Raw genomic sequence first — 23,202 nt, forward strand, 5'->3', positions numbered from 1 at the left:
CGTCTCACCAGGCACCCCACACCCACGCCGCCTCGGCTCGCGTACGGCTCTCGGGGTGGCCCTCGTGGCCACCAGCCTGCTCGTTCCCGTCACCTCGGCCTCGGCGGCCGGCCCATCACCCACCACGGCGAGCTCGGCGTCGATCGCCCAGCATCTCGCCACGACCACGGCTCGGCCGGTGCTGCGGCAGGGTTCCCGCGGCACGGCGGTGACGACGCTGCAGCGTCGGCTCGCCACGCTGCACTACGACGTCGGTTCCGCCGACGGGGTCTTCGGGCCGTCGACGTTCCACGCGGTCGTCGCCTTTCAGAAGGTGAACGGCCTGAGCCGGGACGGGATCGTGGGGCCGCTCACGTGGGCGGCCCTGGACCGACCGGTGATCCCGAAGCCGAAGTACTCGCACACCGGCTACTCCGTCGAGGCAAATCTGACCAGGCAGGTGCTGTATCTGGCGCGCGGGGGGTCGGTGGTACGCATCCTCGACGCCTCGAGCGGGAAGGCCAGCACCCCGACGCCCACCGGCAACTACACCATCCAGCGCCGCATCGACGGCTGGCGGCAGAGCGACCTCGGCCTGCTGTGGCGGCCGAACTACTTCTACCGGGGCTACGCGGTGCACGGCGCCACGTCCGTCCCGAACTACCCGGCCAGTCACGGCTGCGTCCGGGTCCCGATCCCGGCGATGAACCGGTTGTGGTCGATCATCGGGGTCGGCGTACCGGTGCACATCTACCGCTGACCGCGCCGACACGGCGGCCTCCGGCCCACCCGCGGGGGTCGCCGTCGGAGGCGCGGCGCTCAGGGACGGAACTCCGTCGTGGATGGGTCCCGGGCCGGGTCGCTGGGGCGGTGCGGGCGGGATCCGGCCGGTAGCATCGGCGCGATGTCGATCCGGCCCGCAGCGGTCCGACCGCTCATGCTGGTGGCGGCGGCCCTGTTCCTGGGGGTCGCGCTCACCATCCGAGTGCTTTCGGACGGTCGCCTCGAGCAGTACTCCGGCACCGCCCTCTACGCGTCGATGGTCTACGCCGGGGTGCTGTTCCTGTGGCCGCGCATGTCCCCACTGCCGGCGGGCGCTGTCGCCCTCGCTTTCTGCTGGGCGGTCGAGTGCGCGCAACTGACCGGCATCCCGGCGGCGCTGTCGGCGCGGAGCCTGCTGGCCCGGCTGGTGCTGGGCGTCCAGTTCGACCCCACGGACGTGCTCTGGTATCCCGTCGGCGTGGTACCCCTGGTCGCGGCCCACTGGCTGTTGGACGCCCCGCATCGGCCCACTGCCCAGTCTCCCGGGTGACGGCTGTACGAGTACCTGTTTCAGTCAGCGAAGAGCCGGCGGGTGAGGATGGCGTGTCCCCGGCCGGTATCGGTGAAGCCGAGCCGGGTGTAGAGCCGGGCGGCCACCTGGTTGTCGCTGCCCACGTGCAGCTCCGCCCGCCGGTGACCGGCCTCACGGGACGCGCCCAGCGCCTGGCCGATCATGGCGCTGGCCACGCCGCGGCCCCGCCAGGTCGGCCGGGTCCCGACGCAGTGCAGCAGCGCGGCCGCCCGACCGCGGGCGTCCACGTGGTCCAGGGTGAACAGGAAACCGACGACGGGATTGCCGTCCGGCCCGTCCGGGGCGAGCGCCAGCACGGAGGCCTCCGGCAGGAAGGTCGGCAGCCCGGTGGCGTGCGCCGGCCAGCTGTCCCGGTCGGGGACCATCGCCGTGGGGTTGTCGGTGTACGCCTCGTTGTGGGTGAGCCGGGTCTGCTCGTCGTACCGGGGGTCGAAGGGGACGAGCGAGACGTCGGCCCGGGTCGGCGCCCGCGGGATCGGCTCGTCCAGGTCACGGGCGAGGGTCTGCTCCCAGCGCACCACGGCGAAGCCGGCCGCGGTGAGCAGGTCGAGGCGGAGCCGATCGCTCGCGCCGCAGCGGGTGCCGAGCATCCCGGGCAGGTCGGGCCGACGCTCCCGGCGCAGCTCCGCCGCTCTCCGCAGCAGCCAGTCGTGGGCGTGCCGGGTGGCCGAGCCGCGCGCGGACGGGTCGACGACGCTGGTGAGCCGGATGCGCAGCGCGCCCGGGCCGAGGCCCATGTCGGCGACCTCGGCGTAGGCGACGAGCCGCCCGGCGGCGTCCTCGGCGACGAGGGTGTCCCGGGCGTGGTCGAGGCCGGGCATGGCCAGCCGGGCGCGGACCTGGTCGGGCTCGACGTCGAGGCCGACGGGATCGGCCTGCTCGCAGGTGGCGAGGAGCGCCGTCAGACGGTCCACATCGGTCGGCGCGGCGGGGCGCCACTGGGGCCGGATCATCGCCGGAGGGTAGCCCGGATTGTCGCCGCCGGCCGTCCCGCTCGGCCGCCCACGATCATCGGCTGATCATCGACGGGCTTCCCGGCACCGCACTAGGCTGTACCGGTGACCGAACCGCCAGCCCTGACCCGCCTGGAGATCCAGCCCTCCGGGCTGGCCGTGCTGACCATCGACGCCGGTCCGCTCAATCTCTACACCCTCGGCCTGCACGAACAGCTCGACGCCACCCTCGACCGGCTGCCGGCCGACACGCGGGCCCTGTTGATCCGCTTCGCCGGTAGGGTCGTCAGCGCCGGCGTGGACGTCACCCTCTTCGACGCCCAGCAGTCACCGGAACAGGCGAAGATCCTCTTCGACCGGATGCTCACCCTGCCCGACCGGATCGCCGCGCTGGCGTTCCCCACCGTCTTCGCCGCCCACGCGCTCTGCCTGACCTGGGCGTTCGAGGTGGCGGTGGCCTGCGACATCATCCTCGCGGCCGAGCGGGCGAGCTTCGGCCTGGTGGAGAAGGTGGTCGGGCTGACCCCCACCATGGGCGGCACCCAGCGACTTGCCGCGCGCGCCGGCGTCGGCCGGGCGAAGGAGTTCGTGATGACCGGCGAACGCTACTCGGCCGCCACGCTGGAACGGTGGAATGTGGTCAACCGCGTCCTGCCGGACGCCGGTTTCGACGCGGCGGCACGGGCGTTCGCCGAGCAGCTCGCCGCCGGTCCGACCCGGGCCCACGCCGCCACGAAGGCGGTGCTCGACCACTTCGCCACGGGTGGTGTGCCGGGGGCCAACCGGCACGTCACGGAGATCGCCGCCGACCTGTACCGCACTGAGGACCTGCGCGGGGCGGTGCGCTCCTTCCTCGCCGAGGGTCCGGGCAAGGCCACGTTCACCGGCCGCTGACCGGATGGTCGGTTGCCCGTCAGCTCTGCGGGGCGGCAGGGCCGCCCGGCTTGCCGGGAGCGAGCCAGGCCAGCACCTCTGCGGTGTGCTCCCCGAGCCGGGGCGGTGGCCGGTGGTAGACGGCCGGCGTACCCGACAGCGTGATCGGGTTGGCGACCTGGCGCACCGGTTGCGACCGTTCCGGCCCGTCGATGTCCACGACCGGCGCCAGCCCCAGGTCCGTGGCGAGACGGAAGGCTCCCCCGAGGTCGTTGACCGGCCCGCACGGCACACCGAGGCGACTGAGCGCCGCGGCCAGGTCGTCGGCGGACCGCAGCGCCGTTCGCGCGGACAACGTGGTGATGAGCGCTTCGCGGTGGCGCACCCGGTCGGCGTTGCTGCCGTAGCGCGGGTCCTCGGCGACGGCGGGTACGCCGAGCGCCCGGCACAGCGCGCTGAACTGCGCGTCGGTGCCGACCGCCACCGCCAACGGTCGGTCGGCGGTGGGCAGCAGCTCGTACGGCACGATGCTGGGGTGCGCGTTGCCCAGGATGCCCGGGACCACGCCGGCTGAGACGTAGCCGGATGCCTGGTTGACCAGCGCCGACAACAACGACGAGAGCAGGTTGACCTCGACGTGCTGGCCGGCGCCGGTGGCGTGGCGGTGGCGCAGCGCGGCCAGGATGCCGACGGTGGCGTGCAGCCCGGTGATCACGTCGACCACGGCCACCCCGACCTTGACCGGCTCGCCCGGCTGGGCTCCGGTGACGCTCATCAGCCCGCCGACGGCTTGGACGAGCAGGTCGTATCCGGGCCGGTCGGCGCCCGCACCGGAACCGAAGCCGGTGATCGAGCAGTAGACGGCACGCGGGTTGGCGGCGGCGATGTCGGCGTAACCCAGGCCGTACCGTTCCATCGTGCCGGGGCGGAAGTTCTGCACGATCACGTCCGCCCGGTGCGCCAGGTCGCGGGCGACGGTCAGGTCGTCCGGATCGGTCAGGTCCAGCGTCACCGACCGCTTGTTGCGGTTGACGGACAGGTAGTAGGTCGCGGTGCCGTCACCGTCGTACGGCGAGCCCCAGGCGCGGGTGTCGTCACCCGCTCCGGGCCGTTCCACCTTCACCACGTCGGCGCCGAGGTCGGCCAGGAGCATGGTGGCGTACGGCCCGGCGAGCACCCGGCTGAAATCGGCGACGAGCACCCCGTCAAGAGACCCGGTCATACGGCCGCTCCTTAACGATCGCGATGGGGTGGCGTCATCGGCAACGCCGTCCTGTCGCAGTCGCTCACCCTGTGGAGGACAGTGGGTCTGCTCGTCAGCGGCTGCCGCGGTGCGCGCCCACGTGGGTCCGAGCGGAAAAGGCTGCTGCGCCCGAGGGCCGGGCGGGTGCCGCAGCCGCCGTACGGCCACCTCGGCCCGAGCCCGACTGCGGCGATGACGTCCCATGCGGTGACACGGATCCGGTGTCAGGCATGGCGGAGGAAAGCGGCTTCGCGTTCCGACGTGAACGGTCGTGCCGTGACGTGTCGGTCACGGCCGGGTGGTCGACCGGTGGTGTGACGAACGAACGTTGACCGGGGGCGAGTTGGGTGAGCAGCGGATGGCCGGGCCGCAGTCGGGTGGTCGTCGGCGCAATGCCCGCCTTGCGTGCCAGCTCGCGCACGTCGCCGACCTGGTCGTCGGTCATGAGCGTGACCACTGTGCCGTGTGCGCCGGCACGGGCCGTTCGGCCGGAACGGTGCAGATACGCCTTGTGCTCGACCGGCGGATCAGCGTGGATGACGAGGGTGATGCCGTCGACGTGGATGCCGCGGGCCGCGATGTCTGTGGCGACCAGCGTCTTCGCGCTGCCGTCGGAGAAGGCGAGCAGGTTGCGGCCACGCGCGGATTGGGCCAGGTTGCCGTGTAGCTCCACGGCCGGCACCCCGGCGGCGACGAGCCGGCGGGTCAGTGTCTTCGCCCCGCGCTTGGTGCGGGTGAACACCAGCGTGCGACCCGGCGCGGCCGCGAGATCGACCAGGACGGGAAGCCGGTCGTCATGGCTCACATGCAACAGGTGGTGCGACATCGCCGCGACCGGTGACAGCGACGAATCGACGCTGTGGGTGACCGGGTCGGTGAGGAACCGCCGCACGAGGACTTCGACCCCGGCGTCGAGCGTCGCGGAGAACAGCAGCCGTTGGCCGGATCGCGGGGTCTGGTCCAGTAGTTGCCGAACCACGGGGAGGAAGCCGAGGTCGGCCATGTGGTCGGCCTCGTCGAGCACGGTGATCTCGACCGCGTCGAGACGTGCGTGGCCCGCCTTGAGATGGTCGGCGAGCCGGCCCGGGCAGGCCACAAGGATGTCCACGCCCGCGCGCAGGCCGGAGATCTGGGGGTTCGGGCTCACCCCGCCGAAGACGGTGAGGGTGCGTAGCGACAGCGCCCTGGCCAGCGGGGCGATGGTCGCCTCGATCTGGGTCGCGAGTTCGCGGGTGGGAGCGAGGATCAGCGCACGCGGACGACCGGGCCGCCGCGGCGAGGTGCTGGCAGCCAGTCGGGTCAGCACGGGCAACGCGAATGCGTAGGTCTTGCCCGAGCCTGTTCGGCCCCGGCCGAGCACGTCGCGTCCGGCGAGCGTGTCGGGCAGCGTCGCCGTCTGGATCGGGAACGGCGCGGTGATACCGCCGGCCGCAAGCGCCTCGGTGAGTGCGGCGGGTACGCCGAGGTCGGTGAACGTGGTGGACGTAGACGAAGGTGTGGTGTGGGGGCGGCGTGCCGCCATGAAGTCTCCGAACGTGGAAGGGTCGTCCTGCCCGGCGCAGCCCTGAGCGGTCGCAGCGCGTGGTGGTCGACGTCAATCACGGCCCGAGGCAGAACATGCGAGCCGTGTGCCGAAGTCTACCCGCGCCGGCCGGCGAGTCACCTGGGCGGCCTGTGCGGGCCCTTCGGCGATCTCCGTCTTCCGCCCTCAAAGAGGCGCACTTTGCGGGCCCGCTCACCATCCAAGGCGGTCGCCTCGAGCGGGCGACGAGATCATGTGCGTTCGCTTCCGACCGGCATCGCAAGGGTCGCGGGCGTCTAGGTTGCCCGTCCTGAGCCGGCGGGAGGGGGATGGGAAATATAACGCCGTGATGGCCGGTTGCACTGGTTGGTCGTGTTTTTGCGTGTCTGTGGTGATCTGTGACGCCCGCGTGCGCGAGCCCAGCCCCCAGCGCCTCGCCGCCAAACGCTCTCCCGCGTTGCCGCCGGCGTAGGGGCGCCTCAAGCGACGGTCGGCTCACTGCGTCATCCGCTGGTGGGCCGACCGTCTCCTCCCCCACGACTGGATGGCGACTTGCCCTTCAGGTGAGCAAGCCTGCACGGCGGGGGCGCAAATGCGATAGACAGCAACAATTGTCTTGCCACGTCAGTTCGCACGCCCGACGGCCGTGCTGTTCGTTCAGTGGCCGGTCGGCGGGATCGCCGAAGCTTTGTCCGCGTTCTTGGCCTTCTTCGCCACCCGCTTCTCCTTCAAAGTCTTGCCCTGCTTCTTCACATTGCTCTTCTGGTGAGACTTGTCCGCCATGGCTACCCTTCCCTCACAACGTCAGGATGGTGGTTCGGCCGCAGGTCGGCGGCGACCTCGATGTCCGCGCCAAGCGCGATCTGCCGGACGGAACACGTGGACAACAGGCGATGCCTGGTCGGTTGGCCACCCTGAGCCAAGAAAAATTATGGTCAGACGACCATGTCCATAGCCTAGTCCTCGATAGCACGCGGGCCGCGCGGGGTTGTTGGGCCCCCGCACTGGGATTGGGTTGGGTTGGTGCCGGTGCGCTGGTGTCACGGCACATTCACCCTCGACGGGCGCCGGGTCCGGATCCCGACCGCGAAGGGCACTTCACCGTTGTGGGTGCGGTTGGCGCGCGACGTGCCGTACCGAGCCGAGCAGGTCCGCTCGATCACCCTGCTGTGTGAGGACGACCGGCTGTTCCTGGACGTGACCGTCGAGGTGCCGGTGGCGGTCTACCCGCCTCAGGCCGGCCCGGCTTCGTCCCGGTCAGTGGTTGTCGGCGCGCTGGAACCCTTCCTCGTTTGAGGAGGCGGTGCTCGGGAAGACGCCGCTGACCGTGCGAGAGAAAGGCCTGAAGGTGGACGACAACGAGTTCATCGGCTTGGTGGCGAAGCGCTCAGGAATGTCATCGGAGCAGGCGGCCGCCATCACGCGGGCCACGCTGACGACCCTGGCGGAACGGATCGACGGAGGCGAGGCTCGTGACCTCGCCGGCCAGCTTCCCGAAGGGTTGGGGGCGTCCGCCTTCGCCTCCGGCGAAACCGCCGAACGGTTCGGACTCGACGTGTTCGTGGAACGGGTCAGCGGACGCGCCGAGGTGGCGGTGAGACAGGCGAAGGACGGGGTGACCACAGTGTTCGACGTCCTCCGCGAGGCCCTCACCCCCGCCGGGTACGACGACGTCGTGTCCCAGCTCCCGGCGGAGTTCGGTGAGGTCGCCGACCCGACCGCGCCTTTCGTGCAGCGCAGCCGCGGGTAGCGGCACGGGGTCGACGGCATGCCTCGGCGCTGCCATGATGTGCGCCGTGAAGATCACCTCTGGCCCGGAGCGGACCCCGTCGGGCCGGTCCGCCACGGCCGCGCTCGGCCGACGTCACGCGCAGGCCGCGGCGACGGCGATCGTCGGCCTGATCGTCCTGGCGGCCGCGCACTCCGTGCCGTGGGTGGCGGTGCGACCGGCGCCCTCCGACGAGGTACGGACGTACGCGTTGACCGACTTCCCGGGTTCCCGGACGTCGCTGTACGTCGGGTGGGTGCTGCTGCTGGCGATGCTGGTCGCGGCCTGGGTGAGGCCCCAGTGGCGCCCCGGCACGCGGTTGGTCGCCTGGGTGCTCAGCGTGGCGCTGACGCTCCTCACCTTCCTACCCGGCAGCGAGGCCATGGACGCCAGAGGTTTCCCGGAGGCCCACAGTCCCCACAGCGAGTTCCTCACCGGCACGTGGGTCGCGCTGGCCGGGATGCTGGCGCTGGCCCGCGCCGTCTCGACACTGACGGCGGCGCCGCAGCCGCCCACGCCCGCCAGCCCGATCCCGGCGGAGCCCGCACCGGTCGCCGAGACCATCGCGACGGAGCCGCCGGCTCCCGCAGGTCCGACCTCGATTTTCGCACCCAGCCCGCACTGGACCGCCCGCCCGGCGCTGGTTCCCTGGTGGCGGCGCCCCTGGCGGGTGGCCGGCGTCGTGGCGGCTTGCGTCGCCGCAGCGGCCCTCGTCGGGACGGTGGCCTGGTACGCGATTCACGCGCGCGTCGACCGGGACGGCGACCTCGGCGCGCTGGTGGTGACGCTCCCGGCCGACTCGACTCCCACCACGCCGGCGGCCGTCGACGATCGCGTCGACACCACCCGGATCGTGCCGCTCAGCGAGGACTTCCGGTCCATGATGCTCGCTGTGGAGGTACGCAACACCGTGCAACACGCCGCCGGCGCGGCGTGGACCCGACCGGACTCCGCCACGGTGACGGTCACCCTGCTCCAATTCGACTCGGCATCGACGGCCGAGGAGTTCCAGCAGTCGTACGCCGATCTCCAGCCGCCGGGCCGCGGCCCCGGCGACCTGGTGCAGATCCCCGACGTGCCGGGCGCGATGGCCTTCACCAACAACGGCCAGGCCGAGGTACGGGCGATCGCGCACCGGGACGAGATCGTCGTGCTCGTCACCATGGCCGGCGTACCGCCGGACGCCGTCACCGCCGTCGAGACGCTGGTCCGCGAGCAGTACGGCCGACTCTGATCCACCCCGGCCGGCCACCGCGCGGACGGACGACGACGCACCGGCTCTCCTGATCGTTGAGCCAGTGCCCGACCGAGTCAGGTCGTTGCCGCGGTTGGAGGACAAGATGACGGACTATCCGAAGGCGATCGCCCCGGTCGACCGCATCGAGCCGGTGCCCCGCCGGATCCGCGCGTTCCTCGCCGGCGAGCAGGTGCTGGACACCACACGAGCGCGGTACGTGTGGGAGTGGCCGTTCTACCCCCAGTACTACATTCCGATCGCGGACGTGGACCGTGATCTGCTGGTCGACGAGGAGCGCACGGAGCAGTCCCGGCGCGGCACCGCCCGGCTGCACGGGCTGCGGGTCGGCGAGACCTTCCGTCCCTCGTGCGGGCGGTGGTACGGGGACGACGCGCTGCCCGGGTTGACGGACACGATCCGGTTCGACTGGGCCGCGATGGACCGCTGGTTCGAGGAGGACGAGGAGGTCTTCGTCCACCCCCGCAACCCGTACGCCCGGGTGGACGCGCTGCGCTCGACCCGCACCGTTCGGGTGGAACTCGACGGGACCGTGCTGGCCGAGTCGACGTCACCCGTGCTGGTCTTCGAGACCGGACTGCCGACCCGCTACTACCTCAACCGCACCGACGTGAACTTCCGGCACCTCGTACCGTCGGCGACGACGACCGCCTGCCCGTACAAGGGGCGCACCAGCGGCTACTGGTCGGTGCGGGTCGACGGCACGGACCACCCGGACCTGGCCTGGTCGTACGACTTCCCCACCGGCGCGCTCCTGCCGATCGCCGGCCTGATCGCCTTCTACAACGAGAAGGTCGATCTGATCGTCGACGGGGAGCGACGCACCCGGCCCAGAACGCACTTCTCCTGAACGTCCACCTGACGTGCGGGCCACGACCCGGTTCTCTCCGATGTACGCCTCGTCGGCCATCCGCGGCTGTCGACGCGGCCGCTGATCGGGGCGCCGCCGCGCCTCGAGATCTACAGGCCGGCGACCGAACCGCATCGGCGCCGGTTCCGGTGCTCAGCTGTTCTGTGGAAAACCGAGGTTCACTCCACCGTGGGACGGGTCGAGCCACCGACTGGTGACCACCTTGGATCTGACGAAGAAGTTCACCCCCTCCGGCCCGTACGCGTGAGCGTCGCCGAACAGTGAGTCCTTCCAGCCCCCGAAGGAGTAGTACGAGACCGGGACGGGGATCGGGACGTTCACCCCGACCATGCCGATCTCGATCTCATTCTGGTACCGGCGGGCTGCGCCGCCGTCGTTGGTGAAGATTGCCGTGCCGTTGCCGTACCGGTTGGCGTTGACCAGCTCGACGGCGGCGTCGTAGCTGGGCACCCGCAGCACCGAGAGCACCGGTCCGAAGATTTCGTCGGTGTATATGGACATGTCGGTGCCGACGTGGTCGAAGAGGGTCGGCCCGAGCCAGAAGCCGGCTTGCTCACCGTCGATCGGGTGGCTCCGCCCGTCGACCACCAGCTGCGCCCCCGCGGACCGACCGGCGTCCAGGTATGACATCACCCGGTCGCGGTGGGCACCGGTGACCAGCGGTCCCATCTCGCAGCCGGGGCGGCGGCCGTCGCCGACATGTAGTGCGGCGATCCGATCGCTGATCTTGCCGACCAGTTCGTCACCGACCGGGTCGACGGCCACCACGACGGAGATGGCCATGCAGCGTTCACCCGACGAGCCGAAGCCGGCCGAGACGGCCGCGTCGGCGGCGAGGTCGAGGTCGGCGTCGGGCAGGACGACCATGTGGTTCTTCGCGCCGCCGAGCGCCTGCACCCGCTTCCCGTGCTGGGTGCCCGTCTGGTAGACGTAGCGGGCGACCGGGGTGGAGCCGACGAACGAGATGGCCTTGACGCTGGGATGCTCGAGAATCCGGTCGACCGCCTCCTTGTCGCCGTGCACGACGTTGAGGACACCGTCCGGTAGCCCGGCCTCCGCGAACAGCTCCGCCAGGAAGTTCGACGCGGACGGGTCCTTCTCGCTCGGCTTGAGCACCACTGTGTTGCCGCAGGCGATCGCGTTCGGCACGAACCACAGCGGCACCATGGCCGGGAAGTTGAAGGGGGAGATCACCGCGACCACGCCGAGCGGCTGCCGGATGGAGTACACGTCCACCTGGGTCGAGGCGTTCTCGCTGAACCCGCCCTTCAGCAGTTGCGGGATACCGCAGGCGAACTCGACGGCCTCCAACCCGCGCTGGATCTCTCCCGCCGCGTCGGACAGCACCTTGCCGTGCTCGGCGGTGACGATCTCGGCGAGGTCGGACCGGCGGGCGTTGAGCAGTTCCCGGAATGAGAACATCACGCTCGTCCGCTGAGCGAGGGATGCGGTACGCCATCGGGGGAACGCCTCGCGGGCGGAGGTGACCGCCTCGTCGACGACCGAGGCCGTCGCGAAGTCGACCTGTCCGGAGACCTGGCCGGTGGCGGGGTCGTAGATGTCACGGGTGCGCCCGGGGACACCGTTCCATGGCTTGCCGCCGATCCGGTGCGTGGTCCTCATCGCTCCTGAACCTCCTTGGCCACGGCCTCGATCGACTGAGTGAGGATCTCGAGCGCCTCATCCGCCTCGGCCTGGGTCAGCGTCATCGGCGGCGCCAAGCGGATGACGTTGCCGTACAGGCCACCCTTGCCGACGAGCAGCCCACGTTCACGGGTTTCCTCCAGCAGCGCGGCGGCGGCCACCGGGTTGGGCTCGCCGTCCGGTCCGACGAACTCCAGCGCGATCATCAGGCCCTTGCCGCGGACGTCGCCGACCACGGGATGCGCCGCGGCGACCGAGCGCAGACGGTCGAGCAGTCGGCTGCCCAGCTTCGCGGCGTTGGCCTGGAGCTCGTGCTCCAGCAGGTAGTTCAGCGACGCCAGAGCACCGGTGGTGGCGACCGGGTTGCCACCGAAGGTGGAGATCGAGTTGGCCCCCAGACAGTCCATGAGGTCGGCACGCGCGACCACGCCCCCGATCGCGAGACCGTTGCCCAGACCCTTGGCGAAGGTGATCGCATCGGGCACGACGTCGTGCGCCTGGATACCCCAGAAGTGCTCGCCGGTGCGGCCCCAGCCGGTCTGCACCTCGTCGGAGACGAGGAGGATGCCGTACTCGTCGAGCACTTTCTTGAACTCGCCGAACAACCCGTCCGGCGGGGTGGCGAAGCCGCCGACCCCTTGGATCGGCTCGACGATCATGCACGCGACGTCTCCCGCCGTCGTCGTTTCGATGACCTCGCGCAGGTCGGCTACGCAGGCCTTGATGTAGTCCGCGTCGGACAGATCCCGGAACGGGCTGCGGTAGCGGTAGCCGCCGTGCACCCAGCTCACCTTGATCGGGCTGAGCGCGCTGGCCGACCAGCCGCGGATGCCGGTGATCGCGACGGTCGCGAATGCGCGGCCGTGGTAGGAGTTGCGCAGGGCGAGCACCTGCTCGCTCCGGCGGTACTGGGTGGCGAGCATCAGCGCCGTCTCGTTCGCCTCGGTGCCCGAGTTGGTGAAGAACACCTTGGCGTCCGGGATGGCGGACAGTTGCGCGATCTTCTCCGCGAGCTCGACCTGCGACTGGATCAGGTACAGCGTGGAGGAGTGCAGCACGCCGGTGTCGAGCTGTGAGCGGACCGCGTCGCTGATCTCGGCCACGTCGTAGCCGATTGCGTTGGTGAGGATGCCGGCGAAGAAGTCGAGGTAGGTTCGCCCCTCGCGATCCGTCACCCGGCGACCGTGGGCGCTGGCGATCTCGATCGGCTGCTCGTAGTAAAGCGCCAGCCATTTCGGCATCACGGACCGGTGCCTGGCCAGCAGCTCGCGGTGTGCCATCGCGTCCTCCGTATCTCGTCGCTAGGGCGAGTGTGGCGGCAATCGTTGTCCAACCGCTATGCACAACCTGTGCCGCTCTGGGCGTCACGCCATTACGTTGTGTGCAAGCCCGCAGTAGGGAGAGACGACCAGTCGTCAGCTTCCTCCTAGCCATCGTGGGCATCTTCTCGGGCTGGCTGGACGGGCTACGACGCTATGGGAAGTCACTCGAAGGGGCGGACCTGACGGTGGAGGCCGGCCAATGAAGGCCACCCGGATCGCATACTCGACGGCGCTGAATCCGGGTAAGTACGCCGCCTTGGCGGAGCAGGCCCGTCGGTTGGGTCGGGTGCGTAGTGAGGTGTGGCAGCGGTACGGGTCGATCGCCGGGGTCGGGTCCGGGCTGAAGGATCGGCAGGTGCGGGATCGGTGGCTGGCTGACGGCACGCATGTGCGGTTCGCTGTGTTGGCGAATGCGTGGAAGGAAACCGTCCGCGACGCTATGGCCGACATCGCGGCGAACCTGGCGTCGGCCAAGGTCGAGGTCCGGCAGGCGATCACCCGGCGCACCAACGATCCGGTCGAGCGCAAGCGGATGTTCACCGCGCTGAAGGCTAACCAGTGGGCCAGTGAACCGTTCCTGGCTCGGCAGATGCGCAAGCACTGGAAGCGTGGCCGCAACCACACGCACGATCAGATCGTCGTGCGCGCCGACCAGTACAACACCGTCGCCGACGCGCGGGGCCGGTTGTGGCTGGCGGTCCCCGGTCTGCAACGCCGCAAGATGGTCAAGATCCCGCTGTCCACGACCGTCGCCCCGACCGGCACGCTGCGGCTGATCCTGCGCGGCGGCCGGGTGGAGGTGCACTACCAGATCGACGCATCGCAGATGCGGTCGTCGCAGCGGCCGTGCGGCGACCGGACGATCGGCGTCGACAAGGGGTACACCGAAGCGCTGACCGACTCCGACGGCGGCCACCACGGCAGCCTCCTCGGCGCGCTGCTGACCAGCGAGTCGGACCGGCTGAAGGAACGTAACCGGCGGCGGGCGAAGCTGCGCTCGATAGCGAACACCGCCGCCCTACGCGGTGACCACGCGAAAGCGCACCGGATCAAGGTCAACAACCTCGGGACGGTCAAGCGGGACCGGCAGGCCGCCCGCCACCGTGCGCTGGTACGCACCGAGATCTTCACCGCCGTGCACCGGGTCCTCGACAAGGCCGCCACCGTGGTCGCCGAAGACCTCACCAAACGCTTCGTCGGGCGCAAGACGCTCGGCCGCAACGTCAACCGGCGTCTCGCCGCGTGGACCAAAGGGGTCACCGCCGAGGCCCTAACGAACGTGTCGGAGCGCAGAGGTTCTGCGCTCGTGCACGTCAACGCCGCCTACACCTCACAAACCTGTCACCGCTGCGGCCGGCTCGGCCGACGCAACGGGGACCGGCTTCACTGCACCCCGTGCGGGGTGGTGTGGCAGGCCGACGTGAACGCCGCGATCAACGTCCTGCAGCGAGCAGGCGACCCCGACATCGCCCTGCACACCCCACACCACAAGGTGAAGCAGATCCTGCGGGACAGGACCGATCGCCACCGGACCAGACTGCCGGTCCAGGACTCCAGCCCGGCCACCACCGCGCGGAGAGCGAACCATCCGAACCGCTCAACAACGAGCAACAAGTAGGAAGCAGGCCGCGATGTACCCCTCCGTCGCAGAAGCCGTCGCGCTGCCGGTGATCCGGCGCGCGAAGCCGCAGGTGGTGGCCGGATCGGCCGGCATGCAGGGCCGAGTCCGCTGGGTCCATGTGGCGGAGGTCGCCGACATCGCGCACCTGCTGCGGGGCGGAGAATTGGTGCTGACCACCGGAATCGCGCTGCCGGACGAGGCGGCCGCGCTCACCAGGTACGTGGACGACCTGGCCGCGGTCCGCGCGGCGGGACTGGTGATCGAGCTGGTCCGGCGGTGGAGTGATCACGTACCAGAGGCGCTCGTGACAGCGGCCGACCGGCACCGACTCCCACTGATCACGCTCGCGCAGGAGACGCGGTTCGTGTCCGTCACCGAGGCGGTGGTGGAGCTGATCGTCGACGCGCAGCTCGCCGAGCTGCGGGCTGCCGAGCAGGTGCACGAGACGTTCACTTCGCTCACCGTGGCCGGGGCGGAGCCGGCCGAGGTGCTGCGCGAGGTGGCCAGGATTTCCGGACTGCCGGTCGTGCTGGAGACGCTGGGACACGACGTGCTCGCGTACGACGCGGCCGGGCAGGATCCCACCGAGCTGCTGGCCGACTGGGGTGAGCGGTCCCGGTCCGTGGCTGCGCCCGAGCGGACCGCCCACGACGAGGAGGCCGGCTGGTTGGTCACGATGGTCGGCGCGCAGGGCGCCGACTGGGGGCGCTTGGTCCTGCTCTCGCCGGCTCCTCCGCCGCATCGGCATGTGGTGGTCGCGGAGCGGGCCGCGTCGGCGCTGGCGGTGCATCGGCTCGTGGCGCGTGATCGGGAGAGTCTGGAGCGGCAGACGCACCGCATGTTGCTCGCGCAACTGCTCGGTCAGGCAGTGCCGCCGCCGGATCTGGCCGCCCGGGCGGCCGCGCTGGGCGTCGGCCTCGAGCGGCGGCAGCTGATCGGGGTGGCGATCCGGCCCGGGACCGGGACGCCACGCGCCCCTGCGCTGGCCACGCAGGAGGTGTTGCGCGACCTCGCGGAGGCGACCGCGTTGGCGGCGCGGCGGGTGGCGGTGCCCGCCCTGGTGGGCGTCGTGGACGACACGAGCGTTCGCGCGTTGTTGTCGCTGCCCGCGCAGGCCGGGGTCGACGCGGTACTGCGCCGGTTGGCCAGAGAGGTGCACCGCTCTGCGGCCGGTCCGGTGCTGGTGGCGGTCGGTACCACCGTGTCACACGTCGCCGAGGTGCGCCGCAGCCTGGGCGAGGCCGCCCACGTGGCGGGGGCGGCCCTACGCTCCCCCGGCACGCAGCTCTACCACAAGCTGGACAACGTGCGCCTGCGCGGCCTCCTGCATCTGTTGCGGGAGGACGAGCGGGTCCGGGCATTCGCCAACCGCGAGTTGGGTCCGCTGTTGGCGCGGGACGCCAACCAGCGCAGCCGGCTCGTGGAGCTGCTGCGCTGTTTCTGCGAGCAGGGTGGGAACAAGTCGGCGGCGGCCGCGGCCGCGCACCTGTCCCGTACGGCCTACTACCAGCAGCTGTCCCGGATCGCGCAGGTCCTCGGGGTGTCGCTGGAGGACCCTGAGTCGATGCTGTCGCTGTACGTCGCGCTCCTGGTGCACGAACTCGACGACGCGTGACGGGACAAGGGCCCTGCAGGACGCCGGAATCCATCCACCGCGCCGATTGACAGGTCGGTGCGGGCATGCGGTGGACAGAGTGTGCCCTGATCATGGCAAGCGTGGACACTTTGCCACTGCCCGTGGCGGGTCTGTGACACCCACCATTCCGAGATAAAGATCGAGCTGAACCGCCCCACCAGGAGCGCGTGAGCCGGTTGGTCGGCCAGTGTTGCAGCAGCGTAACAGGGAGGTGACCAATGGCCGTTGAACCCCTGCCCCCCGCCGAAACCACCGCGGTCGCGCCGGGCACACAGATCACCCATCCGGATGGCCGAGTGGAGCTGCGTGACTTCTCCACGATCGCCGACAGCCCGTACTTCAACGAAGAGCTCGCCCCGGTACCCATCGAGAAGCGCACCTGGACCACGTACAACTTCGCGGCGCTGTGGATCGGCATGGCGCACAACATCCCCACCTATCTGCTCGCCGCCGGGCTCATCCAGCTCGGCATGAACTGGGTGCAGGCGTTCCTCACCATCACGCTCGGCAACCTGCTCGTCCTGATCCCGATGCTGTTGAACAGCCACGCGGGCACGAAGTACGGCATCCCGTTCCCGGTCTTCGCCCGCGCGTTCTACGGTGTGCGCGGCGCCAACCTCGTGGCCCTGCTGCGCGCCTTCATCGCCTGCGGCTGGTTCGGCATCCAGACCTGGATCGGCGGCGAGGCGATCTACGCGATCGCCGGCAAACTGCTGGGTTCCTGGTGGGTCGACGCGGCGCACGTCATGGACTACCCGTGGACGCTGTGGGCGTCGTTCTTCCTGTTCTGGGCGATCGAGATGGCGATCATCTGGCGGGGCATGGACACGCTGCGGCGCTTCGAGAACTGGGCCGCGCCGTTCGTCATCGTGGTCGCCGTCGCCCTGCTGATCTGGGTGCTGGTCGAGGCGGGCGGGCTCGGCCCGATCCTGTCCCAGCCGTCGAAGCTGGGCTGGGGCGTCGACTTCTGGAAGCTGTTCGCGCCCTCGCTGATGGCGATGATCGCGTTCTGGGCGACACTCTCGCTGAACATCCCCGACTTCACCCGGTTCGGCGGCAGCCAGCGGCAGCAGGCGTACGGCCAGATCCTCGGTCTACCCACCACGATGTCGTTCTTCGCCCTCCTGTCGATCATGATCACCTCGGGCACCGCCGTGATCTACGGCGAGGCGATCTGGGACCCCATCCAGCTCGCGGCCAAGTTCGAGAACCCGCTGGTCGTCGCGCTCGGCCTGTTCACGGTCGTGGTCGCGACGCTGTCGGTGAACGTCGCCGCGAACACGGTCAGCCCGGCGTACGACTTCTCCAACGCCGCACCCCGACTGGTCAACTTCCGGACCGGCGGCCTGATAACCGGCGTGCTCGGCATCCTGATCCAACCGTGGCGCCTGGTGCAGGACCCCAACATCTACATCTTCGTCTGGCTCGGGTTCTACGGCGGCCTGCTCGGCGCCGTCGCCGGCGTACTCATCGCCGGCTACTGGGTCCGCAACCGCACCCGCCTCCAACTGCCCGCCCTCTACCGCCCCGAGGGCAGGTACTGGTTCTCCGGCGGCTGGAACTGGGCGGCGGTCGTCGCCACCGTCGTCGGCGCGGTCCTCGCCGTGGGAGGCGCCCACTCCGCGCCCGGCAAGGGACCTTTCCCCGAGGACGGACTCATCCCGTTCCTCAAGCCGCTCTACGACTACAGCTGGGTCGCCGGTCTCGTCAGCGCGTTCGTCGTGTACCTGGCGCTGACGCTGCCGCGCACCGCCCACGCCAAGGGGGAGAACAGATGAGCAACATCATCCGAGCCGGCCTGGTGCAGCAGAAGTGGACCGGCGACAAGGATTCCATGATCGCAGGCGCGGTCGAGGCGATCCGCAGCGCCGCGTCGCAGGGCGCACAGGTGGTCTGCCTCCAGGAGCTGTTCTACGGCCCGTACTTCTGCCAGGTACAGGACACGGACTACTACTCGTACACGGAGATGATTCCGGACGGGCCGACGACCGCGCTGATGCGCGAGGTCGCCGAGCAGCACGGCGTGGTCCTGATTGTGCCGATGTACGAACAGGAACAGCCGGGCGTCTACTACAACACCGCCGCGGTGATCGACGCCGACGGCACCTACCTCGGTAAGCACCGCAAGAACCACATTCCGCAAGTGAAGGGGTTCTGGGAGAAGTTCTACTTCAAGCCGGGAAACCTCGGCTATCCGGTGTTCGACACGGCCGTCGGCCGCATCGGCGTCTACATCTGCTACGAGCGGCACTTCCCGGAGGGCTGGCGCGCACTGGGGTTGGCCGGCGCGAAGATCGTGTTCAACCCCTCCGCCACGAGCCGCGGCCTGTCGGAGTATCTGTGGCGGCTGGAACAGCCCGCGGCCGCGGTCGCCAACGAGTACTACGTCGGCGCGATCAACCGGGTCGGCGTGGAGCCGTTGGGCGACAACGACTTCTACGGCCAGTCGTACTTCGTTGACCCGCGCGGGCAACTGGTCGGCGACGCCGCGTCGGACACCGAGGATGAGGTCGTCGTCCGCGACCTCGACATGGACAAGCTGGCCGAGGTGCGCGACCTGTGGGCGTTCTATCGCGACCGCCGGCCGGAGACGTACGAATCGCTGGTGAAGCCATGAGCATTCTCATCCGCAACGGAACAGTCGTCAACGCCACCGGGGCGTACCCGGCCGACGTGCTGGTCGAGGGCGAGCGGATCGCCGCGCTCGCCGCACCGGACTCCGGTCTGGCGCAGCAGTGGGCGTCCGGGGCCGAGCGCGTGATCGATGCCGCCGGAAAGTACGTGGTGCCCGGCGGCATCGACGGGCACACGCACATGGAGATGCCGTTCGGCGGCACGTTCTCGGCGGACAACTTCGAGACCGGGACGATGGCGGCAGCCTGGGGCGGCACGACGACGATCGTGGACTTCGCCGTACAGGGCAAGGGCACGTCCCTGCTGTCCGCGCTGGACAAATGGCACAGCAAGGCCGACGGGAAATGCGCGATCGACTACGCGTTCCACATGATCGTCTCGGACGTCAACGACACGTCGCTCAAGGAGATGGAGGCCTGCATCGACGCGGGCGTCAACACGTTCAAGATGTTCATGGCCTATCCGGGTGTCTTCTACGCCACGGACGGGGAGATCCTGCGGGCGATGCAGAAGGCCCGGGACACCGGCTCGATGATCATGATGCACGCGGAGAACGGCATCGCGATCGACCAGCTCATCCTGCAGGCGCTGGCCAGCGGGCGCACCGAACCCGTGGAGCACGGGCTGACCCGGCCGCCCGAGCTGGAGGGCGAGGCCACCTCGCGGGCGATCGCGCTGGCAAAGGTCACCGGCTCGCCGCTGTACATCGTGCACCTGTCCGCCGCGCAGGCCCTGGACGCGGTCACCCAGGCCCGCGACACGGGCCAGAACGTGTTCGCGGAGACCTGCCCGCAGTACCTGTTCCTGTCGTTGGAGGATCTGGCCAGGCCCGACTTCGAGGGCGCGAAGTACGTCGCCTCTCCTCCGCTGCGCCCGAAGGAGCACCAGGCGGAACTGTGGCGGGGCCTGCGCACCAACGACCTGTCGCTGGTGTCGACCGACCACTGCCCCTTCTGCTTCAAGGACCAGAAGGAGCTGGGCCGCGGAGACTTCTCCAAGATCCCGAACGGGATGCCGGGCGTCGAGCACCGGATGGACCTGCTCTATCAGGGCGTCGTGAAAGGCGAGATCACCCTGGCGCGCTGGGTGGAGATCAGCTCCACCACGCCCGCCAGAATGTTCGGCCTCTACCCGCGCAAGGGCGTCATCGCTCCGGGCGCGGACGCGGACATCGCGGTGTACGACCCGACGGCCGAGCAGACCATCTCGGCCAGCACCCACCACATGAACGTGGACTATTCCGCGTACGAGGGCATGGAGCTGACCGGGAAGGTCTCCACCGTGCTGTCCCGTGGTCGGGTCGTCGTCGACGACAACGCCTTCCACGGCGCGGCCGGGCACGGCACGTTCCTGAAGCGCGATCTCAGTCAATACCTGGTCTGACAAGGAGGAACCGTGGACTTCGGTGTCGTACTGCAGACCGACCCGCCCGCTCGCGACGTCGTGGCGGGCCTCACCGCCGCCGAGGACAACGGGTTCCGCTACGGGTGGACGTTCGACTCCTGCGTGCTGTGGCAGGAGCCGTTCGTCATCTACTCGCAGGTCCTCGCCGCGACCAAGCACCTGATCGTCGGGCCGATGGTGACCAACCCGAGCACCCGCGACTGGTCGGTCACCGCGTCGCTCTTCGCCACGCTCAACGACATGTTCGGCAACCGCACCGTGTGCGGGATCGGCCGCGGCGACTCGGCCCGACGGGTCATCGGCCAGCCGCCGGCGAGCCTGACCACGCTGAAAGCGGCCATGCACGTGATCAAGGAGCTGGCCGAAGGCAACGAGGTCGAACACCACGGCACGCCGGTGCGCATCCCGTGGGTGCGTGACGGCAAGCTGGAGATCTGGATGGCCGCCTACGGTCCGAAAGCGCTGCGGCTGGTCGGCGAGCAGGCCGACGGCTTCATCCTGCAGACGGCCGATCCCGACATCGCCCGCTGGACGATCGGCTCGGTACGCGACGCGGCCACCGCCGCAGGCCGAGATCCCGACTCGATCACGATGTGCGTGGCCGCACCCGCCTATGTGGGCACGGACCTCGCGCACCAACGGGATCAGCTGCGCTGGTTCGGCGGCATGGTCGGCAACCACGTGGCCGACCTGGTCGCCCGCTACGGCGACTCCGGGGTGGTGCCGAAGGCGCTCACCGACTACATCAGCGGTCGCGACGGCTACGACTACGCACACCACGGCCGCGCGGGCAATCCGTCCACAGACTTCGTGCCCGATGAGATCGTCGACCGGTTCTGCCTCGTCGGCCCCGAGTCAGCCCACGTCGACCGGCTGCAGGAGCTCAAGGAGATTGGGGTGCACAACTTCGCCCTCTACCTCATGCATGACGACAAGGAGAAGACCCTCTCCTCGTACGGCAAGGACGTGATCACGCACGTCTGATCCCGGCGCGCCAAGTACGCCTTGTCCCCAGTTGAAGTACGTTCGGTGCAGTTTGCGGCGCGGGCGCCGCTGGTCAAGGGTGGTGGATCGGGGTCTCGAGGCCGGTGAGAGGGCGACCCGAGCCACCCCAGGCCTGGGCGATGATCTCGGCGGCGATCGCCACGGCCGTCTCCTCCGGCGTCCGCGCGCCGAGGTCCAACCCGATCGGGGAGGAGAGCCGGGCCAGGGCGGCCTCGTCCACACCCGCCTCACGCAGCCGGCGCAGTCGGTCGGAGTGGGTGCGTTGGCTGCCCATCGCGCCGATGTAGCGGGCCGGGGTGCGCAGGGCGACCTCGAGCAGCGGCACGTCGAACTTCGGGTCGTGGGTCAGCACGCAGAGCACTGTGCGCCCGTCGACGGCCGTCGACTCCAGGTACTTGTGCGGCCACTGGACGACGAGGTCGTCGGCGTCCGGGAAGCGCTTGCGGGTGGCGAACACGGGGCGGGCGTCGCAGACCGTGACGTGGTAGCCGAGGAACCGGCCGATCCGGGCCAGCGCGGCGGCGAAGTCGATCGCACCGAAGACGATCATCCGGGGCGGGGTCACGTATGACTGGACGAAGACGCTCATCTCGTCGCGCCGCTGCTCCCCGTTCGCACCCAGGTGGACGGTGCCGGTGGTGCCGAGCGCGAGCATGCCGGCCGCCTGCTGCGCCGCCGCGTGGTCCAGGCCGGGTTCGCCGAGGCTGCCCGCGACCCGGCCAGGCCAGACCACCAACTGCGCGTCCTCAACCGACGCCGTGGCGACCGGCCGGCCGTCCCGGATCGCGGTGAGCACCTCGTCGGGCTCGGTCATCGCGACGTCCGGCTGGACCAGGATCTCGATCGTGCCGCCGCAGGTCAGGCCCACATCGAACGCGTCGTCGTCGCTTACGCCGTAGGTCTGGGTCCGGGCCTTGCCGGTCTCGATCGATGCCAGGCAGAGCTCGTAGACCGCGCCCTCGACACAGCCGCCCGAGATGCTGCCCAGGACCTCGCCGCGGGCGGAGACCGCCATGGCCGCGCCCGGCTGCCGGGGCGCCGACCGCCAGGTCCGTACGACGGTCGCCGTGGCGAATGCGACGCCGGCGGCCCGCCAAGCCGTCAGCCCGTCGACGATGTCCCGCATGGCCGCACGATCCGTGAGCCGCGGCGGCACCGTCAACGCCGACCTAAGCAATTGCTTAGGTCAGCGTTGACTTTGGTACGCGCCGGGGCCAGATTTTGCCGGACTGCGGAGGTGGACATGCAGGTCCCGGCACCGTTCGAGTACGAGCGCGCTACCACTGTGGACCAGGCCATCGGCCTGATGGAACGGCTGGGCAGCAACGCGCGACTGATCGCCGGCGGGCACAGCCTGCTGCCGATGATGAAGCTGCGCCTGGCCAACTTCGACTACCTGATCGACATCAACGACCTGCACGCGGAACTCGGCTACATCGAGCCGGGCCCGGACGAGGTGCGGATCGGCGCGCTCACCCGGCACCGGGAGCTGCTCGAGTCCGCCGGACTGGCCGCGGCGTTCCCGATCTTCGCCGATGCCGAGCGGGTGATCGCCGACCCGGTCGTGCGCAACCGGGGCACGTTGGGCGGCTCGCTCTGCCAGGCGGACCCGTCCGAGGACCTGTCCGCGGTCTGCACGACGCTGGACGCGAGCTGTGTGATCCGCGGGCCGGGCGGCGCCGAGCGTGTCGTGTCCATGGAAGAGTTCCACGTCGGGCCGTACGAGACGACGGTCGGCGACGCGGAGATCCTGGTCGAGATCCGGCTGCCGGTGCGGCCGGGCGGCGGCAGCGCGTACGAGAAGGTCGAGCGCCGGGCCGGCGACTGGGCCGTGGTCTCGGCCGGCGCGGCGGTCTGGCTCGACGGCGGCGTGATCGCGGACGCCCGGGTCGGGCTCGCCGCGGTCGGGCCGAACACCACGGGCATCCCGGCGATCTCGGCGGCGCTGCGGGGCCGGGAACCCACCGAGAGCCTCTTCGAGCAGGCCGGGGCGATCGCGGCGCGCAGCTGCGACCCGGTCACCGACCAGCGCGGCAGCGCCGACTACAAGCGGCATCTGGCCGCCGAGCTGACCAACCGGGCCCTGCGCCGGGCCGTCGAACGGGCGAGGAGTTGAGC

Annotated in this window: 21 protein-coding genes; 14 read left to right on the forward strand and 7 right to left on the reverse strand. The window is 70.2% G+C overall.

Translation table 11 applies throughout. The features are described 5' to 3' along the window. The first annotated feature begins 64 nt into the window (after nt 1-64). Complete coding sequence (locus tag SLP03_RS09740) at nt 65-739, forward strand: L,D-transpeptidase family protein (RefSeq protein ID WP_319460208.1); 675 nt, start codon at nt 65-67, stop codon at nt 737-739. 144 nt (nt 740-883) lie between these two features. Further along, a complete protein-coding gene (locus SLP03_RS09745; RefSeq protein ID WP_319460209.1) occupies nt 884-1,291 on the forward strand; it encodes a DUF2809 domain-containing protein in 408 nt (135 codons plus the stop codon). 20 nt (nt 1,292-1,311) lie between these two features. Here the strand turns inward: SLP03_RS09745 and SLP03_RS09750 are convergent, their stop codons facing one another. After that, a complete protein-coding gene (locus tag SLP03_RS09750) occupies nt 1,312-2,286 on the reverse strand; it encodes a GNAT family N-acetyltransferase (protein ID WP_319460210.1) in 975 nt (324 codons plus the stop codon). A gap of 105 nt (nt 2,287-2,391) precedes the next feature. Here SLP03_RS09750 and SLP03_RS09755 point away from each other — a divergent pair, with 105 nt between their 5' ends. Next, the gene (locus tag SLP03_RS09755) at nt 2,392-3,180 is read left to right on the forward strand and encodes an enoyl-CoA hydratase/isomerase family protein (protein WP_319460211.1); all 789 of its coding nucleotides are present in this window, start codon (nt 2,392-2,394) and stop codon (nt 3,178-3,180) included. Between the two features lie 19 nt (nt 3,181-3,199). Here the strand turns inward: SLP03_RS09755 and SLP03_RS09760 are convergent, their stop codons facing one another. From SLP03_RS09760 to SLP03_RS09770, 3 genes are all read right to left on the reverse strand, one after another. Continuing rightward, a complete protein-coding gene (locus SLP03_RS09760; protein ID WP_319460212.1) occupies nt 3,200-4,381 on the reverse strand; it encodes a CoA transferase in 1,182 nt (393 codons plus the stop codon). A 94-nt stretch (nt 4,382-4,475) separates the two neighbouring features. Continuing rightward, nucleotides 4,476-5,924 carry a DEAD/DEAH box helicase gene (locus SLP03_RS09765; protein WP_319460213.1) on the reverse strand — a complete coding sequence of 483 codons (1,449 nt, stop codon included), beginning with the start codon at nt 5,922-5,924 and terminating at the stop codon, nt 4,476-4,478. 657 nt (nt 5,925-6,581) lie between these two features. Further along, nucleotides 6,582-6,707: a hypothetical protein gene (locus SLP03_RS09770; RefSeq protein ID WP_319460214.1), complete on the reverse strand. Its 126-nt coding sequence runs from the start codon at nt 6,705-6,707 to the stop codon at nt 6,582-6,584. Between the two features lie 240 nt (nt 6,708-6,947). On the opposite strand from SLP03_RS09770, the gene SLP03_RS09775 reads away from it, so the two are divergent. The 4 genes from SLP03_RS09775 (at nt 6,948) to SLP03_RS09790 (ending at nt 9,797) form a co-directional block, all read left to right on the forward strand. Next, nucleotides 6,948-7,220, forward strand: coding sequence for a hypothetical protein (locus SLP03_RS09775; protein ID WP_319460215.1), 273 nt, complete (start codon nt 6,948-6,950; stop codon nt 7,218-7,220). Nucleotides 7,221-7,227: 7 nt separating this feature from the next. Further along, nucleotides 7,228-7,674 carry a DUF2267 domain-containing protein gene (locus SLP03_RS09780; protein WP_319460216.1) on the forward strand — a complete coding sequence of 149 codons (447 nt, stop codon included), beginning with the start codon at nt 7,228-7,230 and terminating at the stop codon, nt 7,672-7,674. Nucleotides 7,675-7,720: 46 nt separating this feature from the next. Next, on the forward strand, nt 7,721-8,926 hold the full coding sequence (locus tag SLP03_RS09785) for a hypothetical protein (protein WP_319460217.1): 1,206 nt from the start codon (nt 7,721-7,723) through the stop codon (nt 8,924-8,926). A 106-nt stretch (nt 8,927-9,032) separates the two neighbouring features. Further along, nucleotides 9,033-9,797 carry a DUF427 domain-containing protein gene (locus SLP03_RS09790; RefSeq protein WP_319460218.1) on the forward strand — a complete coding sequence of 255 codons (765 nt, stop codon included), beginning with the start codon at nt 9,033-9,035 and terminating at the stop codon, nt 9,795-9,797. A gap of 153 nt (nt 9,798-9,950) precedes the next feature. Here SLP03_RS09790 and SLP03_RS09795 read toward each other — a convergent pair whose 3' ends face one another. Next, nucleotides 9,951-11,441: a CoA-acylating methylmalonate-semialdehyde dehydrogenase gene (locus SLP03_RS09795; protein WP_319460219.1), complete on the reverse strand. Its 1,491-nt coding sequence runs from the start codon at nt 11,439-11,441 to the stop codon at nt 9,951-9,953. After that, nucleotides 11,438-12,742, reverse strand: coding sequence for an aspartate aminotransferase family protein (locus SLP03_RS09800; RefSeq protein ID WP_319460220.1), 1,305 nt, complete (start codon nt 12,740-12,742; stop codon nt 11,438-11,440). Before SLP03_RS09800 ends, SLP03_RS09795 begins: the two co-directional genes overlap by 4 nt. Before the next feature lie 241 nt (nt 12,743-12,983). Between SLP03_RS09800 and SLP03_RS09805 the strand changes: the two genes are divergently transcribed. From SLP03_RS09805 to SLP03_RS09830, 6 genes are all read left to right on the forward strand, one after another. Beyond that, nucleotides 12,984-14,402 carry a transposase gene (locus tag SLP03_RS09805; RefSeq protein WP_319460221.1) on the forward strand — a complete coding sequence of 473 codons (1,419 nt, stop codon included), beginning with the start codon at nt 12,984-12,986 and terminating at the stop codon, nt 14,400-14,402. A gap of 13 nt (nt 14,403-14,415) precedes the next feature. Then, a complete protein-coding gene (locus tag SLP03_RS09810) occupies nt 14,416-16,020 on the forward strand; it encodes a PucR family transcriptional regulator (RefSeq protein ID WP_319460222.1) in 1,605 nt (534 codons plus the stop codon). A 239-nt stretch (nt 16,021-16,259) separates the two neighbouring features. Then, a complete protein-coding gene (locus SLP03_RS09815) occupies nt 16,260-17,819 on the forward strand; it encodes an NCS1 family nucleobase:cation symporter-1 (protein ID WP_319460223.1) in 1,560 nt (519 codons plus the stop codon). After that, the gene (locus SLP03_RS09820; RefSeq protein ID WP_319460224.1) at nt 17,816-18,658 is read left to right on the forward strand and encodes a nitrilase-related carbon-nitrogen hydrolase; all 843 of its coding nucleotides are present in this window, start codon (nt 17,816-17,818) and stop codon (nt 18,656-18,658) included. The genes SLP03_RS09815 and SLP03_RS09820 overlap by 4 nt, the downstream gene beginning before the upstream one ends. Next, the gene (gene hydA / locus SLP03_RS09825) at nt 18,655-20,058 is read left to right on the forward strand and encodes a dihydropyrimidinase (protein WP_319460225.1); all 1,404 of its coding nucleotides are present in this window, start codon (nt 18,655-18,657) and stop codon (nt 20,056-20,058) included. The genes SLP03_RS09820 and hydA overlap by 4 nt, the downstream gene beginning before the upstream one ends. 12 nt (nt 20,059-20,070) lie before the next feature. Then, the gene (locus tag SLP03_RS09830) at nt 20,071-21,063 is read left to right on the forward strand and encodes a TIGR03842 family LLM class F420-dependent oxidoreductase (RefSeq protein ID WP_319460226.1); all 993 of its coding nucleotides are present in this window, start codon (nt 20,071-20,073) and stop codon (nt 21,061-21,063) included. A gap of 73 nt (nt 21,064-21,136) precedes the next feature. Here the strand turns inward: SLP03_RS09830 and SLP03_RS09835 are convergent, their stop codons facing one another. Beyond that, nucleotides 21,137-22,210: an XdhC/CoxI family protein gene (locus SLP03_RS09835; RefSeq protein WP_319460227.1), complete on the reverse strand. Its 1,074-nt coding sequence runs from the start codon at nt 22,208-22,210 to the stop codon at nt 21,137-21,139. A 117-nt stretch (nt 22,211-22,327) separates the two neighbouring features. Between SLP03_RS09835 and SLP03_RS09840 the strand changes: the two genes are divergently transcribed. Then, complete coding sequence (locus SLP03_RS09840; protein ID WP_319460228.1) at nt 22,328-23,200, forward strand: xanthine dehydrogenase family protein subunit M; 873 nt, start codon at nt 22,328-22,330, stop codon at nt 23,198-23,200. The last annotated feature ends 2 nt before the right edge of the window (nt 23,201-23,202 follow it).

Source organism: Micromonospora sp. RTP1Z1, assembly GCF_033804685.1.
In the GTDB taxonomy this organism is placed as follows: Bacteria; Actinomycetota; Actinomycetes; order Mycobacteriales; family Micromonosporaceae; genus Micromonospora.

Excerpts from the sequence above, each read along its gene's own strand:
- SLP03_RS09745 (WP_319460209.1), top strand. The coding sequence starts at position 884 with ATGTCGATCCGGCCCGCAGCGGTCCGACCGCTCATGCTGGTGGCGGCG.
- SLP03_RS09750 (WP_319460210.1), bottom strand. The coding sequence starts at position 2,286 with ATGATCCGGCCCCAGTGGCGCCCCGCCGCGCCGACCGATGTGGACCGT.
- SLP03_RS09760 (WP_319460212.1), bottom strand. The coding sequence starts at position 4,381 with ATGACCGGGTCTCTTGACGGGGTGCTCGTCGCCGATTTCAGCCGGGTG.
- SLP03_RS09765 (WP_319460213.1), bottom strand. The coding sequence starts at position 5,924 with ATGGCGGCACGCCGCCCCCACACCACACCTTCGTCTACGTCCACCACG.
- SLP03_RS09770 (WP_319460214.1), bottom strand. The coding sequence starts at position 6,707 with ATGGCGGACAAGTCTCACCAGAAGAGCAATGTGAAGAAGCAGGGCAAG.
- SLP03_RS09790 (WP_319460218.1), top strand. The coding sequence starts at position 9,033 with ATGACGGACTATCCGAAGGCGATCGCCCCGGTCGACCGCATCGAGCCG.
- SLP03_RS09795 (WP_319460219.1), bottom strand. The coding sequence starts at position 11,441 with ATGAGGACCACGCACCGGATCGGCGGCAAGCCATGGAACGGTGTCCCC.
- SLP03_RS09800 (WP_319460220.1), bottom strand. The coding sequence starts at position 12,742 with ATGGCACACCGCGAGCTGCTGGCCAGGCACCGGTCCGTGATGCCGAAA.
- SLP03_RS09805 (WP_319460221.1), top strand. The coding sequence starts at position 12,984 with ATGAAGGCCACCCGGATCGCATACTCGACGGCGCTGAATCCGGGTAAG.
- SLP03_RS09810 (WP_319460222.1), top strand. The coding sequence starts at position 14,416 with ATGTACCCCTCCGTCGCAGAAGCCGTCGCGCTGCCGGTGATCCGGCGC.
- SLP03_RS09815 (WP_319460223.1), top strand. The coding sequence starts at position 16,260 with ATGGCCGTTGAACCCCTGCCCCCCGCCGAAACCACCGCGGTCGCGCCG.
- SLP03_RS09820 (WP_319460224.1), top strand. The coding sequence starts at position 17,816 with ATGAGCAACATCATCCGAGCCGGCCTGGTGCAGCAGAAGTGGACCGGC.
- hydA (WP_319460225.1), top strand. The coding sequence starts at position 18,655 with ATGAGCATTCTCATCCGCAACGGAACAGTCGTCAACGCCACCGGGGCG.
- SLP03_RS09835 (WP_319460227.1), bottom strand. The coding sequence starts at position 22,210 with ATGCGGGACATCGTCGACGGGCTGACGGCTTGGCGGGCCGCCGGCGTC.
- SLP03_RS09840 (WP_319460228.1), top strand. The coding sequence starts at position 22,328 with ATGCAGGTCCCGGCACCGTTCGAGTACGAGCGCGCTACCACTGTGGAC.